This is a genomic window from Bordetella genomosp. 2 (assembly GCF_002261345.1).
GTDB lineage: Bacteria > Pseudomonadota > Gammaproteobacteria > Burkholderiales > Burkholderiaceae_B > Bordetella_A.
In genome coordinates, this window is sequence record NZ_NEVT01000006.1 from 780,026 (window position 1) to 806,256 (window position 26,231).

Sequence of the window (26,231 nt, forward strand, 5' to 3'; positions counted from 1 at the left end):
AACGAGCATTGCGCATCAGAAAGAGAGTTATCACTTCCAATCTCTTGCTATAACGATAAGGTCCCAAGCCTGCGCGAACTACCGGCCCCATGGATCTGTACACCGACTACCAGCAGTGGCACACCACCCACTACCAATATGAGGCAGCGGCGGCGCGCCCCGCCGACATGCTGCGTGACGGAATTCATTCCGTACCGCTGGGACGCGGCCTGACCCTGGATTTTCTCTCGTCGGGTTTTGGCAATGCCGCGCTCAATAAGCGCCATTTCCTGGTGATATTCAGGGGCGCCTTGTCTGACAAGACCCGGAAGTCTCCCGCGCCCTATTTCTCTGGCATGGATCTGGGCGACAGGAATCGCCTCCCCGTCCTGTCCGTCGCCGACCCGACTCTGGCGCTCGACCGCAAGCTGACGCTGGCCTGGTATGCCGGCAACGCTATTGCGCCCGACTTGTATGAGCGGATCGCCCGCACTGTCGATGCGATCTCCCGGACAACCGGCAGGACGCCGATCATCGTCGGTGGAAGCGGCGGGGGCTACGCCAGCCTGCAAGCGCTGTCGCGCATCACCACACCCGGCGCGGCCGTGGTCTGGAACCCCCAGACGTCCATCGGCGGCTATTACGCCCGCCATGTCATGCGCTACCTCAGCGTCGCATATCCTGAACAGCCCTGCACGCAGGACAAGCCGAAAAACCGGCAAGCCATCCAGCGGTGCCTGGACAAGTTCATGCCCGCCACGGTCAACCACCTGCCACCCGCAAGCCGGCTTGGCTCGGGCAAGCAACTGGTCTACTTGCAGAATTTCACCGACGCATTCCACCGGCGCGAACACGCCGGGCCCTGGCTCAATGCGCTCCCTTTCACCAGCATAGGCCATGACAAGGTCTTCCTATCGAAGGCTCGCAATATCGTCTTTCTGCCGGGCTCATGGGGAAAGGGCCATGTCGGGCCGCCCGGCGCCGCGCTCGATACGCTCATCCAGAAGATCTCGAACGAAGAAACGCTGCCTGCAATCGCTGAAGGCTACCTGGCCCAGGCCCGGTTTGCCGCGAGCCACCGGTGGCTCGCGGTGGCGCCGCCCCGGCCCTCCGAACTGGACGTGAAGTTCACCCGCCATGGCGCAGAGCTGACGGTCAATGCCACGCCGTCGGCCAGCCTGGGGAAAACCGCGGACTTCCAGTATGCATTCGCTTTGTTGGCGAACCAGAAGGTCACCGCGCGAACCGGCTACACGCCCGGCGCTTCGGCGACGTTTACGTTGCCCGAACAAACCGACGATCTGGAGATCCGCATTGACCTGAAGGATCCGTTCTCGGCACAGGGGTCGGTGACGGTGCGGGTCCCGCAATGAGCATGCAGCCCTGTCCTGAATCTGCCTGCTCTAGCTTGGCGGCCGGCCGAGCGGCAAACAAAAAGCCGCCAAGTCAAAGACTTAAGCGGCTTTCTTGGCCGTGCCGGGCACGGCTTGCAAGTATTCTGGTAGGCGGTATTGGAATCGAACCAACGACCTCTACGATGTCAACGTAGCGCTCTAACCATCTGAGCTAACCGCCTGCAAAGAAGAAAGATTATATAGGGCTTTTATTCGTCGCGCAAGCGTTCGTCGGCCTGACGGACGGCCTCGACCAGCGCGCGGATCTTGTCCGCCGACTTCAGGCCGGGAGCCGTTTCCACGCCGCTGCTGACGTCCACCGCCCAGGGACGGATCGCCTGGATGGTGGCGCCTACATTGGCGGCGTTCAGGCCGCCGGACAGGACGAGCGGCCGCGCCGCTGGGTCGGCTTGCACACCGCCCAGGAGCGCGTGGTCGAAGGCCTGGCCGCTGCCGCCGTAGCCCGCGCTATAGCTGTCGAACAGCCAGGCGGCCGCCTGCCCGTAGGCGCGGCACGCGGCCGCCAGCGTGTCGGGGGTATCCAGCCCCGGGGCGCCGGCGCGGAACGCCCGCATGTAGCGGGCGCCGTGGCGCTCGCATTCCTGCGGGGCTTCGTCGCCGTGGAACTGCAGCAGGTCGGGCCCGACCTGCTCCAGCACCGCGCGCACCTCGGCCGGCTCGGGGTTGACGAACAGGGCCACCACGTCGACGAACGCCGGCACCGTGCGGCGCAACTGCGCGGCCTGGGCCGGCGTGACGTAGCGCTTGCTGCCCGGATAGAACACGAAGCCGATCGCGTCCGCCCCGGCCTGCACGGCCGAGGCGATGTCTGCTGCGCGGGTCAGACCGCAGATCTTGACGCGTGTACGCATGATGCTATTTGAAGGCGGCGGCCGGATCGGCCGCGCTGTCGCCGTAGATGCTGGTGCCGTAGGTGTTGTCGATCTCGATCTTGATAGTACTGGGATCGACGGTGGACTGGCCAGCCTTGTAGTGCATGACCAGGCCGGGGAACAGCATGACCGCGGCCACCATCAGCAGCTGGATCACGATGAACGGCACCGAGCCCCAGTAGATCTGGCCGGTGGTCACCGGCTCGATGCGCTGGCCGGTGACCTTGTCGCGGTAGGCGTCCTTGGGCGCGACCGAGCGCAGGTAGAACAGCGCGAAGCCGAACGGCGGGTGCATGAACGAGGTCTGCATGTTCACCGCCAGCAGCACCCCGAACCAGATCAGGTCGATGCCCATCTTGTCGGCCACCGGCCCCAGCAGCGGCACGATGATGAACGCCAGCTCGAAGAAGTCCAGGAAGAACGCCAGCACGAAGGTCAGCACGCTGACCACGATCAGGAACCCCCACTCCCCGCCCGGCACGCTGGTCAGCAGGTGCTCGACCCACAGGTCGCCGCTCACGCCCCGGAAGGTCAGCCCGAACACCGTCGAGCCCACCAGGATGAACACCACGAAGCACGACAGCTTGGTGGTCGTGTCCATCGCCTGGCGCAGCAGGTCCAGCGTCAGCCGCCGGCGGATCAGCGCCATCACGATCGCGCCCACCGCCCCCATCGCCCCACCCTCGGTCGGCGTGGCGATGCCGATGAAGATCGTGCCCAGCACCAGGAAGATCAGAAACAGCGGCGGGATCATCACGAAGGTCACCCGCTCGGCCAGCGCCGACAGCATGTTCAACCGGAACAGCTTGTTGACGATGGCGATCACGAAGGCCGTCAGCCCCCACAGCAGCAGGCTGAGCACCACCTTCTCGTCGACCGGCGCGTCGGCCTTCTCGATCCACTGCGTGATCAGGTAGGCCGACAGCGCCGAGACCAGCATCAGCACCAGCAGCGAGCGCCCCCCGCGCGAGCCGTTCGGCTCGCGGAAGGCCCGCGCCTCCTCGGGCAGCGCCGGCGCCGACGACGGCTTGAGCACCGACATCACCACGATGTACAGGATGTACGCCCCGGCCAGCAGGAACCCCGGCAGCATCGCCCCGCGGTACATGTCGCCGATCGAGCGGCCCAGCTGGTCGGCCAGGATGATCAGCACCAGCGACGGCGGGATGATCTGCGACAGCGTGCCCGAGGCGGCGATCACCCCCGTGGCCAGCCGCCGGTCGTAGCCGTAGCGCAGCATGATCGGCAGCGAGATCAGCCCCATGGAGATCACCGAGGCCGACACCACCCCGGTCGTCGCCGCCAGCATCGCGCCCACCACCACCACCGCGATGGCCAGGCCCCCGCGCAGCGGCCCGAACACCTGCCCGATCGTCTCGAGCAGGTCCTCGGCCATGCCCGAGCGCTCCAGCACCAGCCCCATCAGCGTGAAGAACGGCACCGCCAGCAGCGTGTCGTTGGCCACGATCCCGAACACCCGCTGCGGCAGCGCCTGGAACAGCGAGGCGTTGAACAGCCCCAGCTCCATGCCCACCAGCCCGTACAGGATCCCGTTGGCCGCCAGCGCGAACGCCACCGGAAAGCCCAGCAGCAGGAACACCACCAGCGTGCCGAACATGATCGGCGCCAGGTTGGCTAGAAAGAATTCCATCATGATCAGCGGCCCTTGTCCTGTTGTTGTTGCAGGGCCGCTTCGCGCGCCTGCGCTTCACGGGCGATCTCCTCGGCCAGTTGCTCCTCGGCGCTCTTGCCCTCGGCGCGCGCCAGCGGGTCCGGCGCCTGCCCGCGCAGGTACCCCACGCACTTGATCAGCCGCGACACGCCCGCCAGCACCAGCAGCGCGAACCCCACCGGGATCAGCAGCTTGACCGGCCAGCGCACCAGCCCGCCCGAGTTCGACGACTGCTCGTTGGACACGTACGAGTCCATGAACATCGGCCACGACAAGTACATGATCAGGATCGCCATGGGCAACAGGAAAAACACCACGCCGAAGATCTCGATGTAGATCTGCGTACGCTTGGACAGGCGCGAGGACAGGATGTCCACCCGCACGTGTTCGTTCTTGAGCAGGGTGTAGCCGGCCGTGAGCAGGAACATGGCACCGAACATGTACCACTGCAGTTCCAGCCACGCGTTCGAGCTCGTCTCGAACACCTTGCGGACCAGGGCGTTGCCGGCGCTCACCAGCACCACCAGCAGCGTGATCCACGTCACGGCTCGCCCCACCCGCAGGTTCAGCGCGTCTATGGCGCGCGAGATAGCGAGTAATGCTTTCATGATGGGAATAATGACCTAGAGTGAATTCACCGCGCGCCCGATGTGGCGCGGGGACATGGCATGCAATGGGTTCCCGGGGTGGCCGCGGTGCCGTCGGCATGCGAAGGCCCGCGCCAGGCCGGCTTGTGGCGGGCGCCGCGGGGGCTGAATCGGACGATTTTATCGCGTCGTCGACCCAGCCCGCCCGGGGCAGCCCGGCGCTGCCTGTTACTTGCGGCCGCTGACCGTGCCCATGAAGCCGTCGAAGCTGCCTTCGGCCACACGGAACCACGGGATCTCGTTGTCGCGGAAGGCCACCATGTCCTCGTAGATTTTCTTGAACATGGGATCCTTGGCCGAGAACTCCTCGTACACCTTGGTGGCCTCGGTATAGCAGGCGTCCATGACGGCCTTCGGGAAGGCCTTGAGCTGGGCGCCCTGCGACACCAGCCGGCGCAGCGCCGCGGGGTTCTCGGCGTCGTACTTGGCGATCATGTCGGCGGTCGCCGCGGCGGCCGCTTGCGAGAGGGCCGCCTGGTAGTGCTTGGGCAGCTTGTTGTAGGCTTCCTGGTTGACATACAGGGAGACCTGCAACGTGCCCTCCCACCAACCGGGGAAGTAATAGTTCTTGGCGACCTTGTGGAAACCGAGCTTCTCGTCGTCGTAGGGGCCGATCCACTCGGCCGCATCGATAGTGCCCTTTTCCAGCGAGGGGTAGATGTCGCCGCCGGCGATCTGTTGCGGCACCACGCCCAGGCGCGACAGCACGGCGCCCGCGAAGGCGCTGGCGCGGAATTTCAGGCCCTTCAGGTCATCGACCGACTTGATCTCGTTGCGGAACCAGCCGCCCATCTGCGTACCGGTGTAACCGCAGGGAAAATTGACGACGTTGTACTTCTGGAACAGCTCGCGCGTCAGCTTCAGGCCGTTGCCATGCCGCATCCAGGCGTTCATCTGGCGGGTATTCAGGCCGAAAGGCACGGCGCCGTCGAAGCACAGCGCGGGGTCTTTGCCGAAGTAGTAGTACGAAGCGGTGTGGCCGCATTCGATGGTGTTGTTCTGCACCGCGTCCAGCACTTGCAGGGCCGGCACGATCTCGCCAGCGGGGAAGGCGCGGATATTGAACTTGCCGTCCGTCGCCTCGGACACGTACTTGGCCAGATTCTCGCCGCCGGTATAGATGGCGTCGGCGCTGCGCGGGAAACTGGAGGCCAGCCGCCAGTTCAAGGTGGGGGAATCCTGCGCCAGGGCCGGCGCGGCAAGGGTGGCGCCGCCGGCTGCGGCGCCCAGGGTGGCCTTTTTGAGGAACGAACGGCGTTGCATTACTGAAGTCTCCTGTTTGGAAGCGATGCAGAGCGTGCCGTTCGTGTGGAACGGCCGCGAAAACGGCAGCTCGTGTAGAGGCTGCCGTTTTTTTCGTTCGCAATAATATAGGGATTCCCGATTACCGCGCTCCTGCTGATAACCCTTAAGTAAATGTAAAAGGAGACAGCAGCCGCGGCCCGCCATCGGCTTCGTTCAGTTGGAATTCAGCCGGATATTCGATGGCGGAAAGGTAGAGCCCGTCGGGCGCAAAGGTGGGAGCGGCCTGCCGGCGGTCGCGCACGGCCAGCACCGCGGCCATCCAGGCAGCCGGCTCGCGCCCCTGCCCCACCTGCAGCAAGGCGCCGATCAGGTTGCGCACCATGTGATGCAGGAAGGCGTTGGCGCGCAGGGTGAATACCAGGAACGGGCCGCGCTCGACGATGTCGAGCTGGTGCAGGGTGCGCACGGGATGGCGCGCCTGGCACTGCGATGAGCGGAAGCTGGAAAAGTCGTGCTCGCCGAGCAGCGCCCGGGCGGCCTGCCGCATGGCGGCGATATCCAGGGGCTGGAAGCACCAGCCGGCACGCCCCGCCCACAGCGGCGGACGCACCCGTCCGCGCCACAACAGGTATACGTAGGTGCGCGAACGCGCGGAGAAACGGGCGTGGAAAGTGTCCGGCACGGCCTGCGCCCACTGTACGGCGATACTGGGCGGCAGGAAGGCATTGACGCCCCGCACCCATGATTCGGGGCGGCGCGCCAGGTCGGTGTCCAGATGCACCACCTGCATCGCGGCATGGACACCGGTATCGGTGCGGCCGGCGCAGACGGTAGCCAGGCTGCCGCCGCCGGCAAAGCTGGCCAGGGCCGCTTCCAGCGTGTCCTGGACCGTCTGCCGGTGCGGCTGGGTCTGCCAGCCTTGCCACGGGGAGCCATCGTAGGCCAGCCCCAACGCCATGCGCGGCATGGGATGTCAGGCGCGCGGCCGGCCGGCAGGCGGCTCGTCGGACGGCGGCTGGTCCAGGTCCAGGTTGATGCCGTCCAGCTTGCGATTGAGCGCGGCGGTGTCGAGCACCGGCTCGCCATAAGAGGCTTCGTCCTCGTCCGCCCGGCGCGCGCCGGCACGGCGCAGCAACCAGGCGATGACGAGCACGATGAACGCCAGCGCCGCGGTGACGATGACGAGCAGGTTATCGGCCAGCCAGCCCGGCATGCTGCTGGCGGATGCCTCGCGCGCGGGATCTGCCGCAGCCTTCCCCTGGCCGGCCTGGTCTTGCCCGCCAGCCGCCGCGGGTGCGCCGGCCGCGCCTGGCGCGCCTGCACCGGCCGCGCCGGCGCCCGGTGCGGCAGCGGTCGTGCCGGAGCCGCTCGTTCCGGCCGCGCCGTTCACGCCGGCGGCGCCCGGCGCCGCCGCGGATCCGCTTGCCGCGCCAGTGCCGTTGGCGCTGGCTGCGGCATCATTGCCGCCAGCGGGCGCCGCGCCCTGGTGGGCATTGGCGCCCGCGGCGGCGCCCTCGGCCGCGCCCGCCTGGGCGCCGTTGGACGCGCCGGCGCCTGTCTGGGCGCCATTGGAAGAGCCGGCATCCGCCGTGCCGGGCGAACCGGACTGGCCGGATGCGCCCGAGTCGCCGGCGGCGCCAGACGCCTGGGTGCCAGCCTGGCCGGCCCCGGCCCCGGTGGCCGCGGCACCGGCCGCGCCCCCCGCCGTCGCACCGGCCTGGCCGCCCTTGCCGCCGGCGGCCTGGCTCAGCGCATCGACGTTGCCCTGCAATGTGTCGACGCGTTGTTGCGCGTCCTGCATGGCGCGCTCGCTGGACGTGCGCGCGTCGGCCTGGGCGTCGGCCGACGAGGTCGCGCTCAGGCGCAGCCGGTCTTGCGGCGTCGAGGAGACACCTGGCTCGGACGGGCCGCCCTGGCTCACCTGGCCGGCGGCGGCCCCGCCAGCACCAGCCACTGCCGCGCCAGCGGCGGCATCCGCGCCGGCCCGGCCGCGATAGCGTTCGAAGGCCGCCACTTGCTCGGCGAAAATGCGGCGCGCCTCGGCGGGGTCGATGGCGCGCACGGTGGCCGCGTCGGGAATCGACAGCGTCTCGCCGGCGCGCACCAGGTTCATGTTGTTCTGGATGAAGGCCTGGGGGTTGGCGCGCCAGAGCGCCACCAGCATCTGGTAGACGCTGGCGTCCGGCACGGCATTGCGACGGGCGATGCGGAACAGGTTGTCGCCCTGGCGGACCGTGACGGCGCCGGCAGAGGCGCCGGATGCGGCCGCGCCACTGCCCACGCGCGCCGGTTGCACGTCGGCGCCCGCCCCTCGCGGCGGCACCAGGATGGTGACCTGCACCTGGCGGTGCCCGGCGCTGGAGCGCACATCGAGAAGCAGATCGACCGCTTGCGTGGCCAGCGGCTGGGTCGACACGATACGTATGTTCTTGCGCGCGGCATCGGCGCCGTCCTGGATGCTGACCTGCACGCTGTCCAGCGGCACGGGCGGATTCAAGCCGGCGCGCTGCCACGCGGCCGGGTCGGCCAGCGATACCTGCAGCGAGGCGACCTCTTCCGGGCTCAGGCCCTGCAGCGGCACCACCACCTGCAACGGCGCGCCGGGCGCCGATACGACGCGCGAATGACCCACGCTGGCGGCCTGGGCCACCGTACCGAGCGACGCGCCGAGGGCCAGGGCCACCGCCCACTGCAGGGCTTTGGTACGAGGGGCGTGCAAGGAATGGCGCGAGCGCAAGGTCATAGTGGGAATCCTGCTGTACGAATCAAGTTACCGGCCAATGCTGGGCGAAAGTTTAATGTATGGACCGTGATTCACAAATCTGCAAGCCGGCGTTGCGAGGGGGCATGATCGACCGCGCAGCCCAGATAGCGCAAAGGCACCCGCAGGTGCCTTCGCCGCCGGCCCCGGCCGCTCGAAGCGGCCGGACGTCCGTCAGGCCTCGGCCAGGGCGATGCGCAGCATGCGGCGCAGCGGCTCGGCCGCGCCCCAGAGCAACTGGTCGCCCACCGTGAAGGCGCCCAGGTACTGCGGACCCATCGACAGCTTGCGCAGGCGCCCCACCGGGATGTCCAGCGTGCCGGTCACGGCGACCGGCGTCAGCGCGCGGATGGTGTCTTCCTTGGTATTGGGCACGACCTTGGCCCATTGCGTCCCCTGGGCGATCAGCGACTCGATTTCGTCGAGCGGCAGGTCGCGCTTGAGCTTGATGGTCAGCGCCTGGCTGTGGCAGCGCATGGCGCCGATGCGCACGCAGAAGCCGTCGACCGGCGTGGCCGGCGTGCCGAACGCGGCGCCGCGGCCGAGGATCTTGTTGGTCTCGGCTTCGGCCTTCCATTCTTCGCGCGACATGCCGTCGCCCAGGTCCTTGTCGATCCAGGGGATCAGGTTGCCGCCCAGCGGCACGCCGAAGTGTTCCTGCGGCAGCGCCGGATCCTGTTGCGCCGTGAGCACGCCGCGGTCGATTTCCAGGATGGCCGAGGCCGGATCGTCGAGCAGCGGCTTGACGGCCTGGTTCAGCAGGCCGAACTGCGTCAGCAGTTCGCGCATGTGCTGCGCCCCGCCGCCCGAGGCGGCCTGGTAGGTCATGGAAGTCATCCATTCGACCAGGTCGTTGTTGAACAGGCCCGCCAGGCCCATCAGCATGCAGCTGACCGTGCAGTTGCCGCCGATGAAATTGCGCACGCCGCGCTTGAGGGCCGCGTCGATGACCGGGCGATTGACCGGGTCGAGGACGATGATGGCGTCGTCCTTCATGCGCAGCGTGCTGGCGGCGTCGATCCAGATGCCGTTCCAGCCCGCCCCGCGCAGCTTGGGGAAGACTTCGGAGGTGTAGTCGCCGCCTTGCGCAGTGACGATGATGGGCAGTTTTTTCAGAGCATCGATATCGTAGGCGTCCTGCAGCGGGCCTGCGCCGTCGGCCCAGGCGGGCGCCGCGCCACCGGCATTGCTGGTGGAAAAGAATACGGGATCGATCAGGGCGAAGTCGTTTTCGTCGCGCATGCGCTGCATGAGGACGGAACCGACCATGCCGCGCCAGCCGACCAGGCCTACTGCTTGCGTCATGTTCAATGCTCTTGAGGTAGATAAAAGAAAAAAGCCTTCGATCCCGACAATTTATCAGAATGCGGGCTCGAATGTTGCGCTGCACGCTAAAAAATCGGGGCCGGATGCGAGCGCACATCGGGGAGGAGCCGGCTGCCTTGGTGCCGCAAAGGTGCCAGACACACTGCGGAGACCGTCGGCGTATTGCCGCCGCGTCTCCGGGGGGGGCTGGCACCTCCCATGCGGGTGTCCGACACCTCCCGGCCAACGCCGGGCGCGCGGACGCGCGCGTCAGCCCAGCGCCTTGAGCACCGCGTCGCCCATCTGGGCGGTCGAGACCTTGGTGGTGCCGGGCTCGTGGATGTCGGCGGTGCGCAGGCCCTGGGCCAGCACCGCACGCACGGCGGCCTCGATGCGGTCGGCCTGCGGCGCGAGGTCGAGCGAGTAGCGCAACAGCATGGCGGCCGACAGGATGGTCGCCAGCGGGTTGGCGATGCCCTGCCCGGCAATATCCGGCGCGGACCCGTGGCTGGGTTCGTACAGGCCCTGTCCGGAGGCGTTCAGCGATGCGGACGGCAGCATCCCGATCGAGCCGGTCAGCATGGCCGCCTCGTCGGACAGGATGTCGCCGAACAGGTTGCCGGTGACGATCACGTCGAACTGGCGCGGGTTGCGCACCAGCTGCATGGCGGCATTATCGACGTACATGTGCGACAGTTCCACGTCGGGATAGTCGCGCGCCACCTCGATGACGATGTCGCGCCAGAACTGCGAGGTCTCCAGCACGTTGGCCTTGTCGACGCTGCACAGCTTCTTGCCGCGCTTGCGCGCCGACTCGAAGCCGATGCGCGCGATGCGGCGCACCTCGGTGTCGGCGTAGCGCATGGTATCGAAGCCTTCGCGCTCGCCGGCAAACGGCCCGTCCGCCGCATCGCGCACGCCGCGCGGCGTGCCGAAGTAAATGTCGCCGGTCAGTTCGCGGATGATCAGGATGTCCAGCCCCGAGACGATCTCGGGCTTGAGCGACGAGGCGCTGGCCAGTTCCGGATACAGGATGGCCGGGCGCAGGTTGGCGAACAGCCCCAACGCCTTGCGCAGGCCCAGGATGGCCTGCTCGGGCCGGAATTCGCGCGGCAGGCTGTCGTATTTCCAGTCGCCCACGGCGCCGAACAGCACGGCGTGCGAATTGCGGGCGAGGTCCAGGGTGGCCGGCGGCAGCGGATGCTCGAACTTGTCGTAGGCGGCGCCGCCCACCGGCGCCTGCTTGATCTCCAGCGACAGGCCCAGCGCGCCCAGCACGCGCACGGCCTGCTCGACGATCTCGGGCCCGATACCGTCGCCGGGCAGCACTGCGATGTTATGCGTCATGAAAAAACCTATGAATGAATGTCAGAAAAACTGGACGGTCACACGACAGGCCGGCTTTCCAGCCAGGGATGGCGGGCCAGGCGCTCGGCCTCGAACGCGCGGATCTTGTCCGACTGGCGCAGCGTCAGGCCGATATCGTCGAAGCCGTTGAGCAAGCAGTACTTGCGGAACGGCTCGATGTCGAACGTCAGTTCACGCCCTTCGCCGGTGACCACCACCTGCCGCTCGAGGTCGATGCGCAGCTTGTAGCCCGGGAACGCCTTGACCTCGTCGAACAGGCGCGCCACTTCCAGTTCCGACAGCACGATGGGCAGCAAGCCGTTCTTGAAGCTGTTGTTGAAGAAGATATCGGCGTAGGAAGGCGCGATGATGGCGCGGAAGCCGTACTGGGTCAGCGCCCATGGCGCGTGCTCGCGGCTGGAGCCGCAACCGAAATTCTTGCGCGCCAGCAGGATCGAGGCGCCCTGGTAGCGCGGCTGGTTGAGCACGAAATCCGGGTTCAGCGGCCGCTTGCTGTTGTCCATGCCGGGCTCGCCGTGGTCCAGGTAGCGCAGTTCGTCGAACAGGTTGGGACCGAAGCCGGTGCGCTTGATGGATTTCAGGAATTGCTTGGGAATGATGAGGTCGGTGTCGACGTTCTCGCGGTCGAGCGGGGCCACCAGGCCTTCGTGAGTGGTGAATGCTTGCATGATCAGGCTCTCAGCGGAAATTGCGGACGTCGACGAAGTGGCCGGCCACGGCGGCCGCCGCGGCCATGGCGGGGCTGACCAGGTGCGTGCGCCCGCCCTGCCCCTGCCGGCCTTCGAAATTGCGGTTCGAGGTCGAGGCGCAGCGCTCCTCGGGCTCGAGGCGGTCGGCATTCATGGCCAGGCACATCGAACAGCCGGGCTCGCGCCATTCGAAGCCGGCCTCGATGAAGATCTTGTCCAGGCCCTCGCGCTCGGCCTGTTGCTTGACCAGCCCAGAGCCGGGCACCACCAGCGCCTGCCGCACATTCGATGCCACGCGCTTGCCGCGCGCCACGGCCGCCGCCGCGCGCAGGTCCTCGATGCGCGAGTTGGTGCACGAGCCGATGAAGACGCGGTCGACGCGGATGTCGGTCAGCGGGGTGTTGGGCTTGAGGCCCATGTACTGCAGCGCGCGCTCCATGCCGCTGCGCCGCACGTCATCCTTTTCGCGGTCGGGATCGGGAACGCGCGCGTCCACCGGCAGCACCATTTCGGGCGAAGTGCCCCAGGTGACCTGCGGCTTGATGTCCTGCGCGTTGACCTCCACGACGCGGTCGAAGCTCGCGCCGGGGTCGCTGTGCAGCGTGCGCCAGTAGGCCACGGCCTGGTCCCACAACACGCCGCTGGGCGCGAAGGGGCGGCCGCGGAAGTACTCGATGGTCTTGTCGTCCACCGCCACCATGCCGGAACGCGCGCCGGCCTCGATGGCCATGTTGCAGACCGTCATGCGCCCTTCGACCGACAGGTTGCGGATGGTGCTGCCGGCGAACTCGATGGCATGGCCGGTGCCGCCTGCGGTGCCGATGATGCCGATGATGTGCAGCACCACATCCTTGGCCGTACAGCCGAAAGGCAGTTCGCCTTCCACCTTGATCAGCATGCTCTTGTTCTTCTTCATGAGCAGGGTCTGGGTGGCCAGCACGTGCTCGACCTCGGACGTGCCGATGCCGAACGCCAGCGCGCCCAGCGCGCCGTGCGTGCTGGTGTGCGAATCGCCGCACACTACCGTCATGCCGGGCAGCGTGGCGCCCTGCTCCGGCCCGATGACGTGCACGATGCCCTGGCGCAGGTCGGCCATGCGGAATTCGGTGATGCCATACTTGTCGCAGTTGGCGTCCAGCGTATCGACCTGCAGTTTCGAGATCGGGTCGTCGATGCCGCGCGCCCGGTTCAGGGTGGGCACGTTGTGGTCGGCCACGGCCAGGTTGGCGCTGGTGCGCCAGGGCTTGCGGCCGGCCATGGCCAGGCCCTCGAACGCCTGCGGGCTGGTGACCTCATGCAGCAGGTGGCGGTCGATGTAGAGCAGACAGGTGCCGTCGGATTCCTGGTGGACGACGTGCGCCTCCCAGAGTTTGTCGTAGAGGGTTTGGGCCATGGGTAGACTCGCGGAAAATCCGGCCATGCCGGATGGGGACATCGAAAAGCGATGCCCCGATTATGCCCACGCTCCCAACCTAGTACAACGAGACTTGCTATCCTAGTATTGGAAGCACCACCCTGGCGCGGCCTTTCCCGCTACTTGCCCTTGCCGCCCGCCTGCTCGTACAGGGGCATGACGCGCTGCGAGGCCGCCTGCAGCTCGGAAATCCGGGAAGCGGCGGAGGGGTGCGTGGAGAGGAACTCGGGCGGCGCATTGCCGCTGTCGGCCGCGCCCATCTTCTGCCACAGCGTCACGGCGGCCCGCGGATCGTAGCCCGCGCGCGCGGCCAGCTCGACGCCCATCAGGTCGGCCTCGGTCTCGTGCGTGCGGCTGTTGGGCAAGGTGAACATGACATCGGTAAGCTTGCTGCCCAGGTCGGCCGACACGCCGGTCGCGATGGACAGCACCGACAGCCCCAGATTGGTGACCATCTGCTGCGATACGCGCTCGCGCGCATGTTCGCGCAACGCGTGGGCGATTTCATGGCCCAGCACGGCGGCCAGTTCGGCATCGGTGGGCTTGATCTGGTTGAGCAGGCCGGTATAGACGGCGATCTTGCCGCCCGGCATGCACCACGCGTTGACCTCGTTCAGCGACAGCACGTGGACTTCCCATTGCCAGTTCGCGGCATCGGGGCGGAAGACGCCGGCCTGGGCGATCAGGCGCTGCGAAATGGCCCTGACCCGCGCCACCTGCTTGGGATCGCGGTCCAGGGCGCCCTGGGCGCGCGCCTTCTGGATGATGTCGGCATACTGCTGGCCGGCTTCCTGCTCGAGGGCCTGCTCGGGCACCATGCTCGACATGTACTGTGTGCGCTCGATGCCGATGGCGCCGGACTGGGTGGTCTGCACGCTCGAGCAACCCGCCAGCGCCACGGCGCCGGCCAGTGCCGCCGTGCGCAGAAACGTCCGCAAAATCGTTGGAATTCCAGCGTTCATGAGGCTCCCTCCCGTCGTAGGCGTGATCGAACCGGCGCATGGCGCCGCGAATGGGTGTCTTAGCCGCATTGCCCCCGATGGCGCAGCGCGTGGTCGATCAGCACGAGCGCCAGCATGGCCTCGGCGATCGGGGTGGCGCGGATGCCCACGCAGGGATCATGGCGCCCGAGCGTCTGGACCATGACGGGTTCGCCGGCGCGGTTGATCGAGCGGCGCTCGACCCGGATGCTGGAGGTGGGCTTGATGGCCAGCGATACGGTGATCGGCTGCCCGGTCGAGATGCCGCCCAGCACGCCGCCGGCGTTGTTGCCGACGAAGCCGTCGGGCGTGATCTCGTCGCCATGTTCGGAGCCGCGCTGCTCGATGCAGCCGAAGCCGGCGCCGATGGAGACGCCCTTGACGGCGTTCAGGCCCATCATCACGTGGGCGATGTCGGCATCCAGGCGGTCATACAGGGGCTCGCCCCAGCCCGCCGGCAGGTTCTCCGCCACCACCTCGATGCGCGCGCCGACCGAATCGCCGTCGCGCCGCAGTTGATCCATATAGGCTTCGAGTTCGGGCACGACGGCCGCGTTGGGCGCATAGAACGGATTGCCCGGCACGTCGTCCCACGACACGAACGGAATGGCGATGGGACCGAGCTGGCTCATGTAGCCGCGCACCCGCACGCCGTGGGTTTCGGCCAGCCATTTCTTGGCAATGGCCCCGGCCGCCACGGTGGGCGCGGTCAGGCGCGCCGACGAGCGTCCGCCGCCGCGCGGGTCGCGCAGGCCGTATTTGCGCGTATAGGTGAAATCGGCGTGGCCAGGCCGGAAGGTGTCGGCAATATTGGAGTAGTCCTTGCTGCGCGCATCGGTATTGCGGATCAGCAGCGCGATGGGGGTGCCCGTGGTGACCCCCTCGTAGACCCCGGACAGGATCTCGACCTGGTCGGCCTCCTGGCGCTGCGTGACATGGCGCGAGGTGCCGGGACGGCGGCGGTCGAGCTCGGCCTGGATGTCCGCGACATCCAGTGCCAGGCCGGGCGGGCAGCCGTCGACCACGCAACCTATGGCCGGGCCATGCGATTCGCCGAAATTAGTGACGCAGAAAAGAGTACCGAGGGTGTTGCCGGACATAGTGCGGGTCGGGAAGCCAGTGGAGCAGGCTCGATTATGACACCGAGTGGGCCGCCGGCCGCTACCAGACGTGTGCGGCGCGGGCCCGGCCCGGGCTGCCGCGTGTTCAGGAAGAGCAGCTGACCTCGATGCCGCCGGCCCAGTCGGGCGGCAGCGCGGCATAGGCCTCGCGGCCGGGCCGCTCGGTGTAGGGGTCGCGCAGCAGGTCCAGCAGGATGTCGATCTCGCCGGCGTCGCCCGCCTTGGCAGCCTGGATGGCCTGTTCGGCCAGGTGGTTGCGCAGCACATACAGCGGATTGACCGCGTCCATGGCGCGGGCCCGCGCCTCGGGCCCGGATGCCTCGCCCTCCTGGGCATGGCGCGCCGCCAGGCGCTCGAACCACGCCAGCGCCGCCGCGCGGTCGATGAACAGGTCCTGGAAGCCCTGCGGCCGTCCCCGCACCGCATCAGCGAGACGGCGGAACACCAGGGTGAAATCGGCGCGGTTGTCGTGCATGAGCCGCAGCAGGTCGTCGACCAGCGGCTCGTCGTCGGCGCGCCAGTCGCGCACCCCCAGCTTGGCCGCCATGCGTTCGTGGAAGGCCCGGGTGAACGTGGCCTCGTAGGTGTCGAGCACGGCCCGCAATGCCTCGACATCGGGCACCAGCGCATGCAGGCTGCCGCCCAGCCGGTACAGGTTCCACAAGGCCACCGAAGGCTGGCGATTCCAGGCGTAGCGGCCTTCGGTGTCGGAATGGTTGCAGATGTGGTCGAGCCGGAACGTGTCCATGAAACCATAGGGCCCGTAATCGAGCGTGAGCCCCAGGATGGACATGTTGTCGGTATTCATGACGCCATGGCAAAAACCCACGGCCTGCCAATCGGCCATCAGCAGGGCCGTGCGCCGCGTCACCTCGGCCAGCAGGCGCAACAGCGGCTCGTGGGGGCCGTCGTCGGCCTGGCGGCAGTCCGGATAGAACTTGTCGATCACGTAGTCGGCCAGGATGCGCAGCTCTTCCGGCTGGCGGCGCGACGACCAGTGCTCGAACGAGCCGAAGCGCACGAAGCTGGGCGACATGCGGGTGACGATGGCGGCGGTCTCGACGGTCTCGCGCATGACGGGGTCGTCCGACACCACCAACGCCAGCGCCCGCGTGGTAGGAATACCCAGGCCGTGCATGGCTTCGCTGGCCAGGTACTCGCGCACCGACGAGCGCAGCACCGCGCGGCCGTCGCCCATGCGTGAATACGGCGTCATGCCGGAGCCCTTGAGCTGCAATTCCCAGGAACCGCGCGGACCGGCCACCTCCCCCAGCAAGTGCGCGCGGCCGTCGCCCAGTTGGCCCGCCCAGACGCCGAACTGGTGGCCGCTGTAGACGGCGGCCAGCGTCTGCCCGCCAGGCAGCGGCTGCTGGCCCGAGAACACGCGCAGGAACTCGTCGGACCGCAGCGCCGCGGCCGACAGACCGATCAGCGCAGCCGCCTGCTCGTTGGCGTGCAACAGGCGCGGCGCAGTCAGCGGCCGGGGCTCGAGCCGCGAATAGAACACGGGAGGCAGCGCGGCGTAGGAATTGCGCACCTCCAGTTGGCCAAGGGTGTCGACGCTCATGATGGACCTCCGGCGCGCCGGGCGCGCGCGGCGCGCTTGGCGGGCCGCACATAGAAGATGGCGGCCAGGAAGAAGACCAGCGACAGCGCCGCCTCCAGGCCCGCCAGGGCGGCCGACAACGGCGCCGGGTCCGACATGGCGCGCACCACGCCTTCCATCAGATACAGCAGCACCAGCATGGACGCCCATTGATAGGTGTACAAGTTGCCGCGCAGGATGCCGCGCAGCGGGAAGGCCAGCGGCAACGCCTTCAGGAACAGCCACGAACCGCCGGGCCGGATGGGCGCCAGCACGGTTTCCCAGGCCACGCACAGCAGGATGAGGCCGAGCAGCGAGGCCGACGCGACGCGCCGCAAGGTGGGGTTGAGTTCGGGATTCATGCTGCTATTATCGCCTGATGAGCCATTCCGCCGAGTCCGCCGTCCAGCCGGCGGCGGCCGCCGCCTCCCGCCAGCGTGCGCCCTGGATCGCGCGCGTGGGCAAAGTGTTCCGCTTCGCCGCGCAGCGCGCCGACGAAGAAAAACTCCTGCAAGTCGCTTCCAGCCTGACCTTCACCACCGTGCTGGGCATCGTGCCGATGCTGGCGGTGGTGCTGTCGCTGTTCACCGCCTTCCCGGTGTTCCAGGATTTCCGCCTGGCGCTGGAGGACTTCCTGGCCCATAGCCTGATGCCGCCGGCCGTGTCCGACAACATCATGGACTACCTCAACCAGTTCGCCCGCCAGGCTTCGCGCCTGACGGCGATCGGCGGCGCCTTCCTGGTGGTCACGTCGCTGCTGCTCATCATGACCATCGACAAGACCTTCAACGACATCTGGCACGTGACGCGCCAGCGTCCCCTGCCCCAGCGCGCGCTGGTGTATTGGGCAGTGGTGACGCTCGGACCGGTGGTGGCCGGGGCCAGCCTGTGGGCAACCTCGTTCCTGGCGCGCGAGTCCATGGGCCTGGTGCGCGACGTGCCGGAGATCCTCAGCCTGGCGATCTCGTTCGTGCCGCTGGTACTCACCGGCCTGGGGTTCGCGGCGCTGTTCGTGGTGGTGCCCAATCGCCACGTGTACTGGCGCGACGCGCTGGCGGGGGGCTTCGGCACGGCGATCGTGCTGGAACTCATGAAGGCCGCCTTCGCCTATTACTTGACGCGCTTTCCCACCTACACCGTCATCTACGGCGCCTTTGCGACGCTGCCCATCTTCCTGCTGTGGATCTACCTGTCGTGGCTGGCGGTGCTGTTCGGCGCCACGGTGGCTGCCAGCGTGCCGCTGATCCGGCTGGGCCGCTGGGAGATCAACCGCAGCCCGGGAGCGCCCTTCATCGACGCGCTGGCCGTGCTGCGCTCACTGCATGCCGCGCAAGGCATGCGGCCGGCCGGCCGCAGCACCAGCGCCCTGGCCAAGCGCCTCCACCTGCACCATGACGAACTAAACGCCGTCCTCGACAAACTGGAAAGCCTGGGGCTGGTGGCCCGCACTGCCGGCCAGCGCTGGCTGCTGGCGTGCGACCCGCGCCAGACCACGCTCGAGCCGGTTTTCGACCACTTCCTGCTGGACCGGCACCAGCCCCGCCTGCGCGACGACCCGCAGGTCGCCGCCGTGGCGGCCGCCGTGCTGGGCGCCGGCAAGGCGCCCACGCTGGAAGAACTGGCCGGGCTGGCGCACAATACACCTGACGGACTCGCGGCGATCGTGCCGCTCGAGGCGGGCAAGCATAGTAGAAGGGGGCCGCGGGCCCCGGGAGAATCATCATGTTGAAGGTCAGCGAAATTCTTCGTGTGAAGGGCGACACGCTCTATACGGCCTCGCCGGACATGCCGGTGGCGCAGGCGGTGCAAACCATGAGCGAGCAGGACATCGGCTCGCTGGTCATCATGGAGTCCGGCATGCTGACCGGCATGCTGACCTTTCGCGAGATCATCCGGCACCTGCATGACCATGATGGCCAATTGGGCCAGACCACCATCCGCGCCATCATGGACGACGCGCCGGTCAGCGTGTCGCCCAATACCAGCGCCGACGAAGTGCAGCGCCTGATGCTCGAAAAGCACGCGCGCTACATCCCCGTCATGGACGGCCCCACCCTGATGGGCGTGATCTCGTTCTACGACATGGCGCAGGCCATCGTGGCCGCGCAGCAGTTCGAGAACAACATGCTCAAGGCGTACATCCGCGACTGGCCGATGGACGGCAGCGCGGCCAGCAAGGCCTGAGCCACCGCCTCAGGATGCCGCCGGCAAGGCCTCGGCGCGCTCGCGCGGCGCGCCCTGCAGGCTGCGCCATGCCTCATAAATAAGTGCCGGATCATTGCCGGCCAGCCGCGCCGGGTCCGACAACAGGCGCCGCCAGCGGCGCGCCCCCGCTTGCCCGTTCACCAGCCCCAGCAAGGGGCGCACGATCACCCGCAACGGCACTCCCAACGCAACTTGCGCAGCCGCATAGCGCACCATGGCGTCCACCACCTGGGCGTCGGTTGGCAGCCTGACCGCCGGCCACAGGCGCAACGAGGCCTCCGACAGCACGCGCGGCGTATGCCAGGCGGCCCGCCCCAGCATCACGCCATCGAATTCCTCGGCCGCAGCCACGGCCTGGGCGGCATCGGCCAGCCCGCCGTTGAGCACGATGATGCTGTCGGGAAAATCGGCCTTGAGCCGTTGCGCCACCGCGTAGCGCAGCGGCGGAATCTCGCGGTTGCCCTTGGGCGACAGGCCCTTGAGCACGGCGTTGCGCGCGTGCACGATGAATACCCGGCAGCCGGTATCGTGGATGGCCCCGACAAAGTCGCGCACGAAACCGTATGACTCGTCGTAATCCAGGCCCAGCCGGTGCTTGACCGTGACGGGCACATCCACGGCGTCCTGCATGGCCTTCATGCAGTCGGCCACCAGGACGGGCTCGGCCATCAGGCAGGCGCCGAAGGCGCCGCGCTGCACCCGTTCGGAGGGGCAGCCGCAATTCAGGTTGATCTCGTCGTAGCCCCACTGGCGCCCCAGCCGCGCGGCGTGCGCCAGCGCCTCGGGTTCGCTGCCGCCCAGTTGCAGCGCCACCGGATGTTCGGCCACGTCGAAATCCAGGTGCCGCCCCACGTTGCCATGCAGCAGCGCCCCCGTGGTGATCATCTCGGTATAGAGGCGCGCGCGCGGCGCCAGCAGCCGGTGAAAGTAGCGGCAATGTCGGTCCGTCACGTCGATCATGGGGGCGACGCACAGCCGCCAGTCGGGGGAACTCAAAAATCGCTCGAACAAGATGGGGAATCCACTATTTTACGGTGTACGCGCGGCGGCGTCCGGGGCCGCGGCGGCGGTAGACTAAAATCGGGGCCCGTACGGGCAATTGCCGTTACGGCGTACCCGCCACCCCACCCCTTCTGCTGATCAATGGCCGTATTCACCCCTGTTTCCGACGACGATGCCCGGGCCCTGCTGGCCCACTACGACCTGGGCACGCTGGTGTCCCTGCGCGGCATCACCGCCGGCATCGAAAATACCAACTACTTTCTGGTGACCACGCGCGGCGAATACGTGCTGACCCTGTTCGAGGTGCTCACCCAGGCGCAACTGCCCTTCTATATCGAACTGATGCACCACCTGGCGGCCCGCGGCGTGCCCGTGCCCCAGCCCCAGACGCTGCACGACGGCAGCCGCCTGACGACCCTGCACGGCAAACCCTGCGCCATCGTGACCCGCCTGCCGGGCGGCTACGAGCCCGCCCCCGGCCCCACTCATTGCCGGCTGGCCGGGGCAACGCTGGCGCGTGCCCACTTGGCCGCCCGCGACTTCCCGCTGCGGCAGCCGAATCTGCGTGGCCTGTCCTGGTGGACGGAAACCGCCCCCAAAGTGATGCCGTTCCTGGACGCCGCGCAGGCCGGCCTGCTGCAGCGCGAGCTGGCCGAGCAGCAGCGCCTGGCCGCCACGCCGACCTGGCAAGCGCTGCCTTCGGGCCCGGCGCACTGCGACCTGTTCCGCGACAATGTCCTGTTCGCCGGCACATTCGAAGACCCGCTGATGGGCGGCATCATCGATTTCTATTTCGCGGGCTGCGACAGCTGGCTGTTCGACGTCGCGGTCAGCGTCAATGACTGGTGCATCGAGCGCGATACCGGGGTCTTCGTGCCCGAACTGCTGCAAGCGTGGCTCGAGGCCTATGCGGCGCAGCGCCCCTTTACCGCAGAAGAACGCCAGGCCTGGCCGCACATGCTACGCGCGGCGGCCCTGCGCTTCTGGCTGTCGCGCCTGTACGACTACTACCTGCCGCGGCCGGCCCAGACGCTCAAGCCGCACGACCCGCGCCATTTCGAAAGAGTGTTGCAAGCACGCCACCGCCCCGGGCTGGCGGCCTTGCCCTGACAGCCACGGCCCCCATAATTGAGTGTAAGCCCCCGTTTTTTCAATCCGTAACGAGACCTATGCAAGCAGCATCCCTACCCGCGTCCTACGGCTGGCAATGGGTACGCGACGGCCTGCGACTGTTCATGAAGCAGCCGCTGGCCATGTTTACCTGGGCCCTGGCCATCAGTCTGCTGGTGCTGTTCGCGACCTTCACGCCGCCGATCGGGCCGCTGTTCTTCGTCGCCCTGATGCCCGTGGTCACCCTCATGACCCTGTCCGCCTGCAAACATGTCGAGGCCGACCGGGTCATGCTGCCGTCCATGTGGCCCCAGCCGCTGACCCGCCCCGGCGTGTTCAAGAAGCTGCTGGTCCTCGGTGTGCTGTACGCGGCGTTGTGCATCGCCGCCGGCCTGATCTCGTTCCTGCCGTTTTCCAGCGCCCTGACCGAGGGCATGCGCATCGCCTCGGTCGAGCAGGACATCACGCCCTTCATCACCGCCATGCGCGTGCCGCTCGCCGTGTTCGGCATTCTGTACGTCATCATCGCCGCGCTGTTCTGGCACGCGCCGGTGCTGGTGGCCTGGCATGGCCTGCGCATCGGGCAGGCGCTGTTCTTCTCGGGCGTCGCCTGCTGGCGCAACAAATGGGCTTTCCTGGTCTATGGCACCGCGTGGGTGCTGGTGTTCCTGTTCATCGACCTGTGCGCGGGCCTGCTGGTCAGCGCCGGGCTGTCGCCGCAGCTCGCCGGCACCCTGCAGATCCCGTTCAACATCGCGGCCGGCGGGGTGCTGTACTGCAGCTTCTATCCCGCTTATACCTCGGTCTTCGGCATCGAGGACTCCCACGCGCACCTGGACGGCGGCTCGAACGACCGCAGCGAATCCGAGGCCTGAGCGGGGCCCGGCGCCGGCCGGCCCGAAGGTAGGCCTTAGTATTGCGGCGCCGCGGTGAAATTCAGGAAGCGCGTGCTCGACCCCTGGAAGGTCAGCCGCACCGTGCCGATCGGGCCGTTACGCTGCTTGCCCACGATGATCTCGGCAGTACCCTTGTCGGGCGAATCCGGGTTGTAGACCTCGTCGCGGTAGATGAACAGGATCAAGTCGGCATCCTGTTCGATGGCGCCCGATTCGCGCAGGTCGCTCATCACCGGCCGCTTGTTGGGCCGTTGCTCGAGGCTGCGGTTGAGCTGCGACAGTGCGATCAGCGGGCAATTCAGCTCCTTGGCCAGGCCTTTCAGCGAACGGCTGATTTCCGAGATTTCGGTCGCCCGGTTCTCGCCGCCGCCATTGCCCGCCATCAGCTGCAGGTAGTCAATGATGATCAGGCCCAATTGTCCGCACTGGCGCGCCAGCCGCCGCGCGCGCGCGCGCACTTCCATGGCGCTGAGCGCCGGCGTCTCATCGATGTAGACCTGGGCATCCTGCATGAGCTGCACGGCATGAGTGACGCGCGGCCAGTCGTCGGCGATCAGCTTGCCGGTACGCGTGCGATGCTGGTCCAGCATGCCGACCGAGCCCAGCATGCGCATGGCCAGCTGCACGGCGCCCATTTCCATGGAAAACACGGCGACCGGCAGGCCCTGCTCGATGGCCACGTGCTCGCCGATGTTCATGGAGAACGACGTCTTGCCCATCGAGGGACGCCCGGCCACGATGACCAGGTCGCCGGGCTGCAGGCCGGAGGTCATCTTGTCGAGGTCAGTGAAGCCGGTGGGCACGCCGGTGACGTCCGAATCGCTGTCGCGGTGATACAGCTCGTCGATGCGCTCGACCACCTGGGTCAGGAGCGGCTGGATTTCCTGGAAGCCGGCGGAGCCCTTCTCGCCCTCCTGGGCGATCTTGAACACCTTGGATTCGGCCTCGTCCAGCAGCTGCCGCGCCTCCTTGCCTTGCGGGTTGAGCGCGGCCGCGGATATCTCGTCGGCGATCGACACCAGTTTGCGCAGCATCGCCCGTTCGCGCACGATCTCGGCATAGCGCCGGATGTTCGCCGCGGACGGCGTGTTGTGGGCCAGCGCGTTCAGGTACGCCAGGCCGCCGGTTTCCTCGGCCTTGCCCGCGCTGACCAGCGACTCGTTGACGGTAATGACGTCGGCCGGGCGCGCCAGGCCAATCAGGCGGGCGATGTGGTGCCAGATGAGGCGATGGTCGTGGCGGTAGAAATCCTCTTCGCCCAGCACGTCGGCAATGCGGTCCCAGGTGCTGTTGTCCAGCAGCAAGCCGCCCAGCACCGACTGCTCGGCCTCGATGGAATGCGGCGGCACGCGCAAGTACTCTAGCTGGGAATCGGCGGGTGTATTCATCATGAACTACTAGTAAAGTGTACGCAGGGTGTCGGCCACCCGGAAGAAACCTTGGATATCGCGCCCCGGCAAGCGGCCGGCCACGGGGCGCAGCACCGCGGCGCACGCGCCCACTACACGGCCCAACCGGGCCAGCCGCGCCCGGACGGCGGGCGCGGGGTGGGCCTGGAAGTACACATCGAGCATGAGCGTACCCAGCCCCGGCAGATTATCATCCTCCAGCTTGCGCAGGGACAGCAGCGACGCCACGAGCTGGAATAGATCGTAAGCCTGCGCCAGCGGCAAGGACAAGGCGCCGCCGATGTTTTCCTCGAAATCGATGCGCCACAGTTCGCCGTCGCGCAAGGTGATGTTGCGCACCTGGGCCCCGCCGTGCCAGTGTCCGCGCGCGTGAAAACCGGCCAGGTCGGCCGCCAGGGCGCGCACCCAGGCGGCGCGCTGCGGCGGGTCGGCATGGCGGATCAGGTTGGCCAGGTCTTCGCCCACGTGCTCGAGCACCAGCAGGCCGGGCTCTTCCCACCACACATGGGGCACCCGGCAGCCGGCCTGCGCCAGCCTGCGCAGCCGCTCCCCCTCGTACGCCAAGCCATTGCGCAGCAGCACACTGGGGCGCGGGAATTCGCCCAGGAACAATTTGCAGCCCAGCGCCAGCCCGAGGGCGCGCACGTACCGCAGCACGTAGCCCAAGCCCTGCAACAGGCCGGCGCGGCGGCGCTTGACCACGCAGGCAACGCCGTCGATGACGACTTCGCGCACCGGGGGCTCGCGGCCGCCGTCGACACTGGCGAGCCAGGCGCGCAGGCCGGCGGGCGCTTGGTGATGCTGGGGCGGCTGGCTCAAGAATATCCTCCGGAACTGACTGGGCACGAAGCGGCGCGCCAACAAAAAAGCCGGCACCTGCGCCGGCTTTTTTGCGGTGCGAAAGCGGCAAGCTTAAGCGATGTCGCCCTCGACGACCACGGTCACGTCCGTCACGACATCGGCGTGCAGCGCAACCTGGATCGGGTACTCGCCCACGGCCTTCAGCGGGCCGCTGGGCAGGCGCACCTGGCTCTTCTCGACGGCGTCGAAGCCGGCCTTCTTCAGGCCATCGGCCACGTCGGCGTTGGTGACGGAGCCGAACAGGCGGCCGTCCACACCGGCCTTCTGCACCACTTTCAGCTGGAAGCCGGCCAGGCGGCTGCCCAGCGCTTCGGCGGCGGCGAGCTTCTCGGCCTGGATCTTTTCCAGTTCGGCGCGGCGCGCTTCGAATTCCTTCAGGGCGGCGTCGGTCGCGCGACGGGCTTTTTTCTGGGGAATCAGGAAGTTGCGGGCGTAACCGTCGCGCACCCGGACGATTTCGCCGAGGTTGCCCAGGTTGACGACTTTTTCGAGCAGGATGACTTGCATTTCAGTGCCCCCGGATCAGTTGTGGTTGTCGGTGTAAGGCAACAGGGCCAGGAAGCGCGCGCGCTTGATGGCGGTGTCCAGCTGGCGCTGGTAGTGTGCCTTGGTGCCGGTCAGACGAGCCGGGATGATCTTGCCATTTTCCTGCACGAAGTCGCGCAGCGTGTCGAGATCCTTGTAGTCGATCTCTTCGACGCCGGCGGCGGTGAAGCGGCAGAACTTGCGGCGCTTGAACAGCGGGTTCTGCTGCGTGAATTTGCGTTTCTCTTTGCGTTTTCCGAAGAAAGCCATGATGTGCCTCTTAGTCTAGCCGGGCCGGGGGTTCATCCCGAGTGCCCGAAATCTGTGTCTGGGTCCGGTAGCCTGTCATCCCACCAACGGATCGTGCCCTGCGCTGCCGCCGACTTTGCGGGCCAGCTGCATATGCAGCTTGACCTTCACCGAATCCTTGCGTGCCGCGGCCAGGAAGCCCTGCACTTGCAATTCGGTCCCCAGCGGGGTGCCGGCCAGCAGTTGTGCCAGATCGCCCAGGGCCACGGCGGAGATCGTCACTTCGACGCGGCGCGGATGCCCCGCTTCGACGACTTCCGATTCGTGGGCCAGCAGCATTTCCAGCGCTGGCACGCCGGCAGGAGTGTGGCGCAAAGGCTCGCATTCGAGAACGCGGGCGCTGAGTTCCAGCTTGTTCATCCGGCCGGGTACTGATGTTTCAACGTCGGGTGGAACGACGGCGCTGGCCGGGTTACTGGGCCTGAGCCTGGGCCGGCGCGGCCGCTTCCGTGCTGGCCTTGCGGGCCTCTTCGCGCTCGACCGACTTCATCATGATCGAGGGCGAGGTCTGCGCTTTCTTGGTCTTGATGACCAGGTGGCGCAGCACGGCGTCGTTGTAGCGGAACGAATGCTCGAGCTCGTCGAGCGTGGCCTGGCCGCACTCGATGTTCATGCAGACGTAGTGCGCCTTGACAAGCTTCTGGATCGGGTAGGCCAGCTGGCGGCGGCCCCAGTCTTCCAGGCGGTGCACGGCACCGCCCTGGCCCGTGACGAGCGACTGGTAGCGCTCGACCATGGCGGGCACCTGCTCGCTTTGGTCCGGATGGACAATGAACACTACTTCGTAGTGACGCATGGGTAAAACTCCTTGAGGATGTCTCGCGGCAAGGGCGCCCGAAAAAACGAAAACGCCCGCGCCCG

Annotated in this window: 26 protein-coding genes and 1 tRNA gene; 5 read left to right on the plus strand and 22 right to left on the minus strand. The window is 67.5% G+C overall.

What is annotated here, in order from left to right:
• Positions 1-89: 89 nt before the first annotated feature.
• Positions 90-1,352, plus strand: a complete 1,263-nt coding sequence (locus CAL24_RS13885; RefSeq protein ID WP_094806983.1) for a hypothetical protein — start codon at positions 90-92, stop codon at positions 1,350-1,352.
• Between the two features lie 126 nt (positions 1,353-1,478).
• On the opposite strand, the gene CAL24_RS13890 is transcribed toward CAL24_RS13885, so the two are convergent.
• From CAL24_RS13890 to CAL24_RS13960, 15 genes are all read right to left on the minus strand, one after another.
• Positions 1,479-1,555: transfer RNA gene (locus CAL24_RS13890), tRNA-Val, on the minus strand.
• 27 nt (positions 1,556-1,582) lie between these two features.
• A complete protein-coding gene (locus tag CAL24_RS13895) occupies positions 1,583-2,245 on the minus strand; it encodes a phosphoribosylanthranilate isomerase (protein WP_094806984.1) in 663 nt (220 codons plus the stop codon).
• Positions 2,246-2,249: 4 nt separating this feature from the next.
• Positions 2,250-3,917, minus strand: coding sequence for a TRAP transporter large permease (locus CAL24_RS13900; RefSeq protein WP_094807274.1), 1,668 nt, complete (start codon positions 3,915-3,917; stop codon positions 2,250-2,252).
• A gap of 5 nt (positions 3,918-3,922) precedes the next feature.
• A complete protein-coding gene (locus tag CAL24_RS13905) occupies positions 3,923-4,546 on the minus strand; it encodes a TRAP transporter small permease subunit (protein WP_094806985.1) in 624 nt (207 codons plus the stop codon).
• Between the two features lie 207 nt (positions 4,547-4,753).
• The gene (locus CAL24_RS13910; protein ID WP_028355578.1) at positions 4,754-5,848 is read right to left on the minus strand and encodes a TRAP transporter substrate-binding protein; all 1,095 of its coding nucleotides are present in this window, start codon (positions 5,846-5,848) and stop codon (positions 4,754-4,756) included.
• Between the two features lie 145 nt (positions 5,849-5,993).
• Positions 5,994-6,797: a tRNA pseudouridine(38-40) synthase TruA gene (gene truA / locus CAL24_RS13915; RefSeq protein WP_028355577.1), complete on the minus strand. Its 804-nt coding sequence runs from the start codon at positions 6,795-6,797 to the stop codon at positions 5,994-5,996.
• 6 nt (positions 6,798-6,803) lie between these two features.
• Positions 6,804-8,573: a type IV pilus assembly protein FimV gene (locus CAL24_RS13920; RefSeq protein WP_028355576.1), complete on the minus strand. Its 1,770-nt coding sequence runs from the start codon at positions 8,571-8,573 to the stop codon at positions 6,804-6,806.
• Positions 8,574-8,765: 192 nt separating this feature from the next.
• Entirely contained in the window at positions 8,766-9,896 is a 1,131-nt protein-coding gene (gene asd, locus CAL24_RS13925) for an aspartate-semialdehyde dehydrogenase (protein ID WP_028355575.1), read from the minus strand.
• Between the two features lie 270 nt (positions 9,897-10,166).
• Positions 10,167-11,243: a 3-isopropylmalate dehydrogenase gene (gene leuB / locus CAL24_RS13930; RefSeq protein WP_028355574.1), complete on the minus strand. Its 1,077-nt coding sequence runs from the start codon at positions 11,241-11,243 to the stop codon at positions 10,167-10,169.
• 38 nt (positions 11,244-11,281) lie between these two features.
• Entirely contained in the window at positions 11,282-11,932 is a 651-nt protein-coding gene (gene leuD, locus CAL24_RS13935; RefSeq protein WP_028355573.1) for a 3-isopropylmalate dehydratase small subunit, read from the minus strand.
• Positions 11,933-11,942: 10 nt separating this feature from the next.
• Entirely contained in the window at positions 11,943-13,346 is a 1,404-nt protein-coding gene (gene leuC, locus CAL24_RS13940) for a 3-isopropylmalate dehydratase large subunit (protein WP_028355572.1), read from the minus strand.
• Positions 13,347-13,486: 140 nt separating this feature from the next.
• Entirely contained in the window at positions 13,487-14,329 is an 843-nt protein-coding gene (locus CAL24_RS13945; RefSeq protein ID WP_081760474.1) for a M48 family metallopeptidase, read from the minus strand.
• Positions 14,330-14,388: 59 nt separating this feature from the next.
• Positions 14,389-15,447, minus strand: a complete 1,059-nt coding sequence (aroC, locus tag CAL24_RS13950; protein WP_028355570.1) for a chorismate synthase — start codon at positions 15,445-15,447, stop codon at positions 14,389-14,391.
• A gap of 106 nt (positions 15,448-15,553) precedes the next feature.
• Positions 15,554-17,035, minus strand: coding sequence for a protein adenylyltransferase SelO (locus tag CAL24_RS13955; protein WP_038853887.1), 1,482 nt, complete (start codon positions 17,033-17,035; stop codon positions 15,554-15,556).
• Entirely contained in the window at positions 17,032-17,415 is a 384-nt protein-coding gene (locus tag CAL24_RS13960) for a DUF2069 domain-containing protein (protein ID WP_028355568.1), read from the minus strand. The genes CAL24_RS13955 and CAL24_RS13960 overlap by 4 nt, the downstream gene beginning before the upstream one ends.
• Before the next feature lie 17 nt (positions 17,416-17,432).
• Here CAL24_RS13960 and CAL24_RS13965 point away from each other — a divergent pair, with 17 nt between their 5' ends.
• Both CAL24_RS13965 and CAL24_RS13970 read left to right on the plus strand, forming a co-directional pair.
• Positions 17,433-18,782 (plus strand): YihY family inner membrane protein, encoded by a 1,350-nt coding sequence (locus CAL24_RS13965; protein ID WP_094806986.1) that lies wholly within the window; start codon positions 17,433-17,435, stop codon positions 18,780-18,782.
• Entirely contained in the window at positions 18,776-19,237 is a 462-nt protein-coding gene (locus tag CAL24_RS13970) for a CBS domain-containing protein (protein ID WP_028355566.1), read from the plus strand. The genes CAL24_RS13965 and CAL24_RS13970 overlap by 7 nt, the downstream gene beginning before the upstream one ends.
• A gap of 9 nt (positions 19,238-19,246) precedes the next feature.
• Here the strand turns inward: CAL24_RS13970 and dusA are convergent, their stop codons facing one another.
• Positions 19,247-20,254 (minus strand): tRNA dihydrouridine(20/20a) synthase DusA, encoded by a 1,008-nt coding sequence (gene dusA / locus CAL24_RS13975; protein ID WP_094807275.1) that lies wholly within the window; start codon positions 20,252-20,254, stop codon positions 19,247-19,249.
• A gap of 147 nt (positions 20,255-20,401) precedes the next feature.
• On the opposite strand from dusA, the gene CAL24_RS13980 reads away from it, so the two are divergent.
• Complete coding sequence (locus tag CAL24_RS13980) at positions 20,402-21,370, plus strand: homoserine kinase (protein ID WP_094806987.1); 969 nt, start codon at positions 20,402-20,404, stop codon at positions 21,368-21,370.
• A 59-nt stretch (positions 21,371-21,429) separates the two neighbouring features.
• Positions 21,430-22,245 carry a BPSS1780 family membrane protein gene (locus CAL24_RS13985; RefSeq protein WP_094806988.1) on the plus strand — a complete coding sequence of 272 codons (816 nt, stop codon included), beginning with the start codon at positions 21,430-21,432 and terminating at the stop codon, positions 22,243-22,245.
• A 35-nt stretch (positions 22,246-22,280) separates the two neighbouring features.
• Here the strand turns inward: CAL24_RS13985 and CAL24_RS13990 are convergent, their stop codons facing one another.
• From CAL24_RS13990 to rpsF, 6 genes are all read right to left on the minus strand, one after another.
• The gene (locus tag CAL24_RS13990) at positions 22,281-23,654 is read right to left on the minus strand and encodes a replicative DNA helicase (protein WP_094807276.1); all 1,374 of its coding nucleotides are present in this window, start codon (positions 23,652-23,654) and stop codon (positions 22,281-22,283) included.
• A gap of 9 nt (positions 23,655-23,663) precedes the next feature.
• Complete coding sequence (locus CAL24_RS13995; RefSeq protein WP_028355561.1) at positions 23,664-24,494, minus strand: hypothetical protein; 831 nt, start codon at positions 24,492-24,494, stop codon at positions 23,664-23,666.
• Positions 24,495-24,587: 93 nt separating this feature from the next.
• Complete coding sequence (gene rplI / locus CAL24_RS14000; protein WP_094806989.1) at positions 24,588-25,043, minus strand: 50S ribosomal protein L9; 456 nt, start codon at positions 25,041-25,043, stop codon at positions 24,588-24,590.
• 15 nt (positions 25,044-25,058) lie between these two features.
• Positions 25,059-25,331: a 30S ribosomal protein S18 gene (rpsR, locus tag CAL24_RS14005; protein WP_012249960.1), complete on the minus strand. Its 273-nt coding sequence runs from the start codon at positions 25,329-25,331 to the stop codon at positions 25,059-25,061.
• A 75-nt stretch (positions 25,332-25,406) separates the two neighbouring features.
• Entirely contained in the window at positions 25,407-25,730 is a 324-nt protein-coding gene (priB, locus tag CAL24_RS14010) for a primosomal replication protein N (protein WP_028355559.1), read from the minus strand.
• A 52-nt stretch (positions 25,731-25,782) separates the two neighbouring features.
• Positions 25,783-26,166 (minus strand): 30S ribosomal protein S6, encoded by a 384-nt coding sequence (gene rpsF, locus CAL24_RS14015; protein WP_028355558.1) that lies wholly within the window; start codon positions 26,164-26,166, stop codon positions 25,783-25,785.
• Positions 26,167-26,231: the final 65 nt, after the last annotated feature.

What these genes read in the sequence shown, in the direction of transcription:
- CAL24_RS13945 (WP_081760474.1), bottom strand. Translation starts at nt 14,329, where the DNA reads ATGAACGCTGGAATTCCAACGATTTTGCGGACGTTTCTGCGCACGGCG.
- CAL24_RS13955 (WP_038853887.1), bottom strand. Translation starts at nt 17,035, where the DNA reads ATGAGCGTCGACACCCTTGGCCAACTGGAGGTGCGCAATTCCTACGCC.
- rpsF (WP_028355558.1), bottom strand. Translation starts at nt 26,166, where the DNA reads ATGCGTCACTACGAAGTAGTGTTCATTGTCCATCCGGACCAAAGCGAG.
- CAL24_RS13980 (WP_094806987.1), top strand. Translation starts at nt 20,402, where the DNA reads ATGGCCGTATTCACCCCTGTTTCCGACGACGATGCCCGGGCCCTGCTG.
- CAL24_RS13990 (WP_094807276.1), bottom strand. Translation starts at nt 23,654, where the DNA reads ATGAATACACCCGCCGATTCCCAGCTAGAGTACTTGCGCGTGCCGCCG.
- CAL24_RS13965 (WP_094806986.1), top strand. Translation starts at nt 17,433, where the DNA reads ATGAGCCATTCCGCCGAGTCCGCCGTCCAGCCGGCGGCGGCCGCCGCC.
- CAL24_RS13970 (WP_028355566.1), top strand. Translation starts at nt 18,776, where the DNA reads ATGTTGAAGGTCAGCGAAATTCTTCGTGTGAAGGGCGACACGCTCTAT.
- leuD (WP_028355573.1), bottom strand. Translation starts at nt 11,932, where the DNA reads ATGCAAGCATTCACCACTCACGAAGGCCTGGTGGCCCCGCTCGACCGC.
- leuB (WP_028355574.1), bottom strand. Translation starts at nt 11,243, where the DNA reads ATGACGCATAACATCGCAGTGCTGCCCGGCGACGGTATCGGGCCCGAG.
- CAL24_RS13960 (WP_028355568.1), bottom strand. Translation starts at nt 17,415, where the DNA reads ATGAATCCCGAACTCAACCCCACCTTGCGGCGCGTCGCGTCGGCCTCG.
- asd (WP_028355575.1), bottom strand. Translation starts at nt 9,896, where the DNA reads ATGACGCAAGCAGTAGGCCTGGTCGGCTGGCGCGGCATGGTCGGTTCC.
- rplI (WP_094806989.1), bottom strand. Translation starts at nt 25,043, where the DNA reads ATGCAAGTCATCCTGCTCGAAAAAGTCGTCAACCTGGGCAACCTCGGC.
- CAL24_RS13895 (WP_094806984.1), bottom strand. Translation starts at nt 2,245, where the DNA reads ATGCGTACACGCGTCAAGATCTGCGGTCTGACCCGCGCAGCAGACATC.
- truA (WP_028355577.1), bottom strand. Translation starts at nt 6,797, where the DNA reads ATGCCGCGCATGGCGTTGGGGCTGGCCTACGATGGCTCCCCGTGGCAA.
- leuC (WP_028355572.1), bottom strand. Translation starts at nt 13,346, where the DNA reads ATGGCCCAAACCCTCTACGACAAACTCTGGGAGGCGCACGTCGTCCAC.
- CAL24_RS13910 (WP_028355578.1), bottom strand. Translation starts at nt 5,848, where the DNA reads ATGCAACGCCGTTCGTTCCTCAAAAAGGCCACCCTGGGCGCCGCAGCC.
- rpsR (WP_012249960.1), bottom strand. Translation starts at nt 25,331, where the DNA reads ATGGCTTTCTTCGGAAAACGCAAAGAGAAACGCAAATTCACGCAGCAG.
- priB (WP_028355559.1), bottom strand. Translation starts at nt 25,730, where the DNA reads ATGAACAAGCTGGAACTCAGCGCCCGCGTTCTCGAATGCGAGCCTTTG.
- CAL24_RS13885 (WP_094806983.1), top strand. Translation starts at nt 90, where the DNA reads ATGGATCTGTACACCGACTACCAGCAGTGGCACACCACCCACTACCAA.
- CAL24_RS13900 (WP_094807274.1), bottom strand. Translation starts at nt 3,917, where the DNA reads ATGGAATTCTTTCTAGCCAACCTGGCGCCGATCATGTTCGGCACGCTG.
- aroC (WP_028355570.1), bottom strand. Translation starts at nt 15,447, where the DNA reads ATGTCCGGCAACACCCTCGGTACTCTTTTCTGCGTCACTAATTTCGGC.
- CAL24_RS13920 (WP_028355576.1), bottom strand. Translation starts at nt 8,573, where the DNA reads ATGACCTTGCGCTCGCGCCATTCCTTGCACGCCCCTCGTACCAAAGCC.
- CAL24_RS13905 (WP_094806985.1), bottom strand. Translation starts at nt 4,546, where the DNA reads ATGAAAGCATTACTCGCTATCTCGCGCGCCATAGACGCGCTGAACCTG.
- CAL24_RS13985 (WP_094806988.1), top strand. Translation starts at nt 21,430, where the DNA reads ATGCAAGCAGCATCCCTACCCGCGTCCTACGGCTGGCAATGGGTACGC.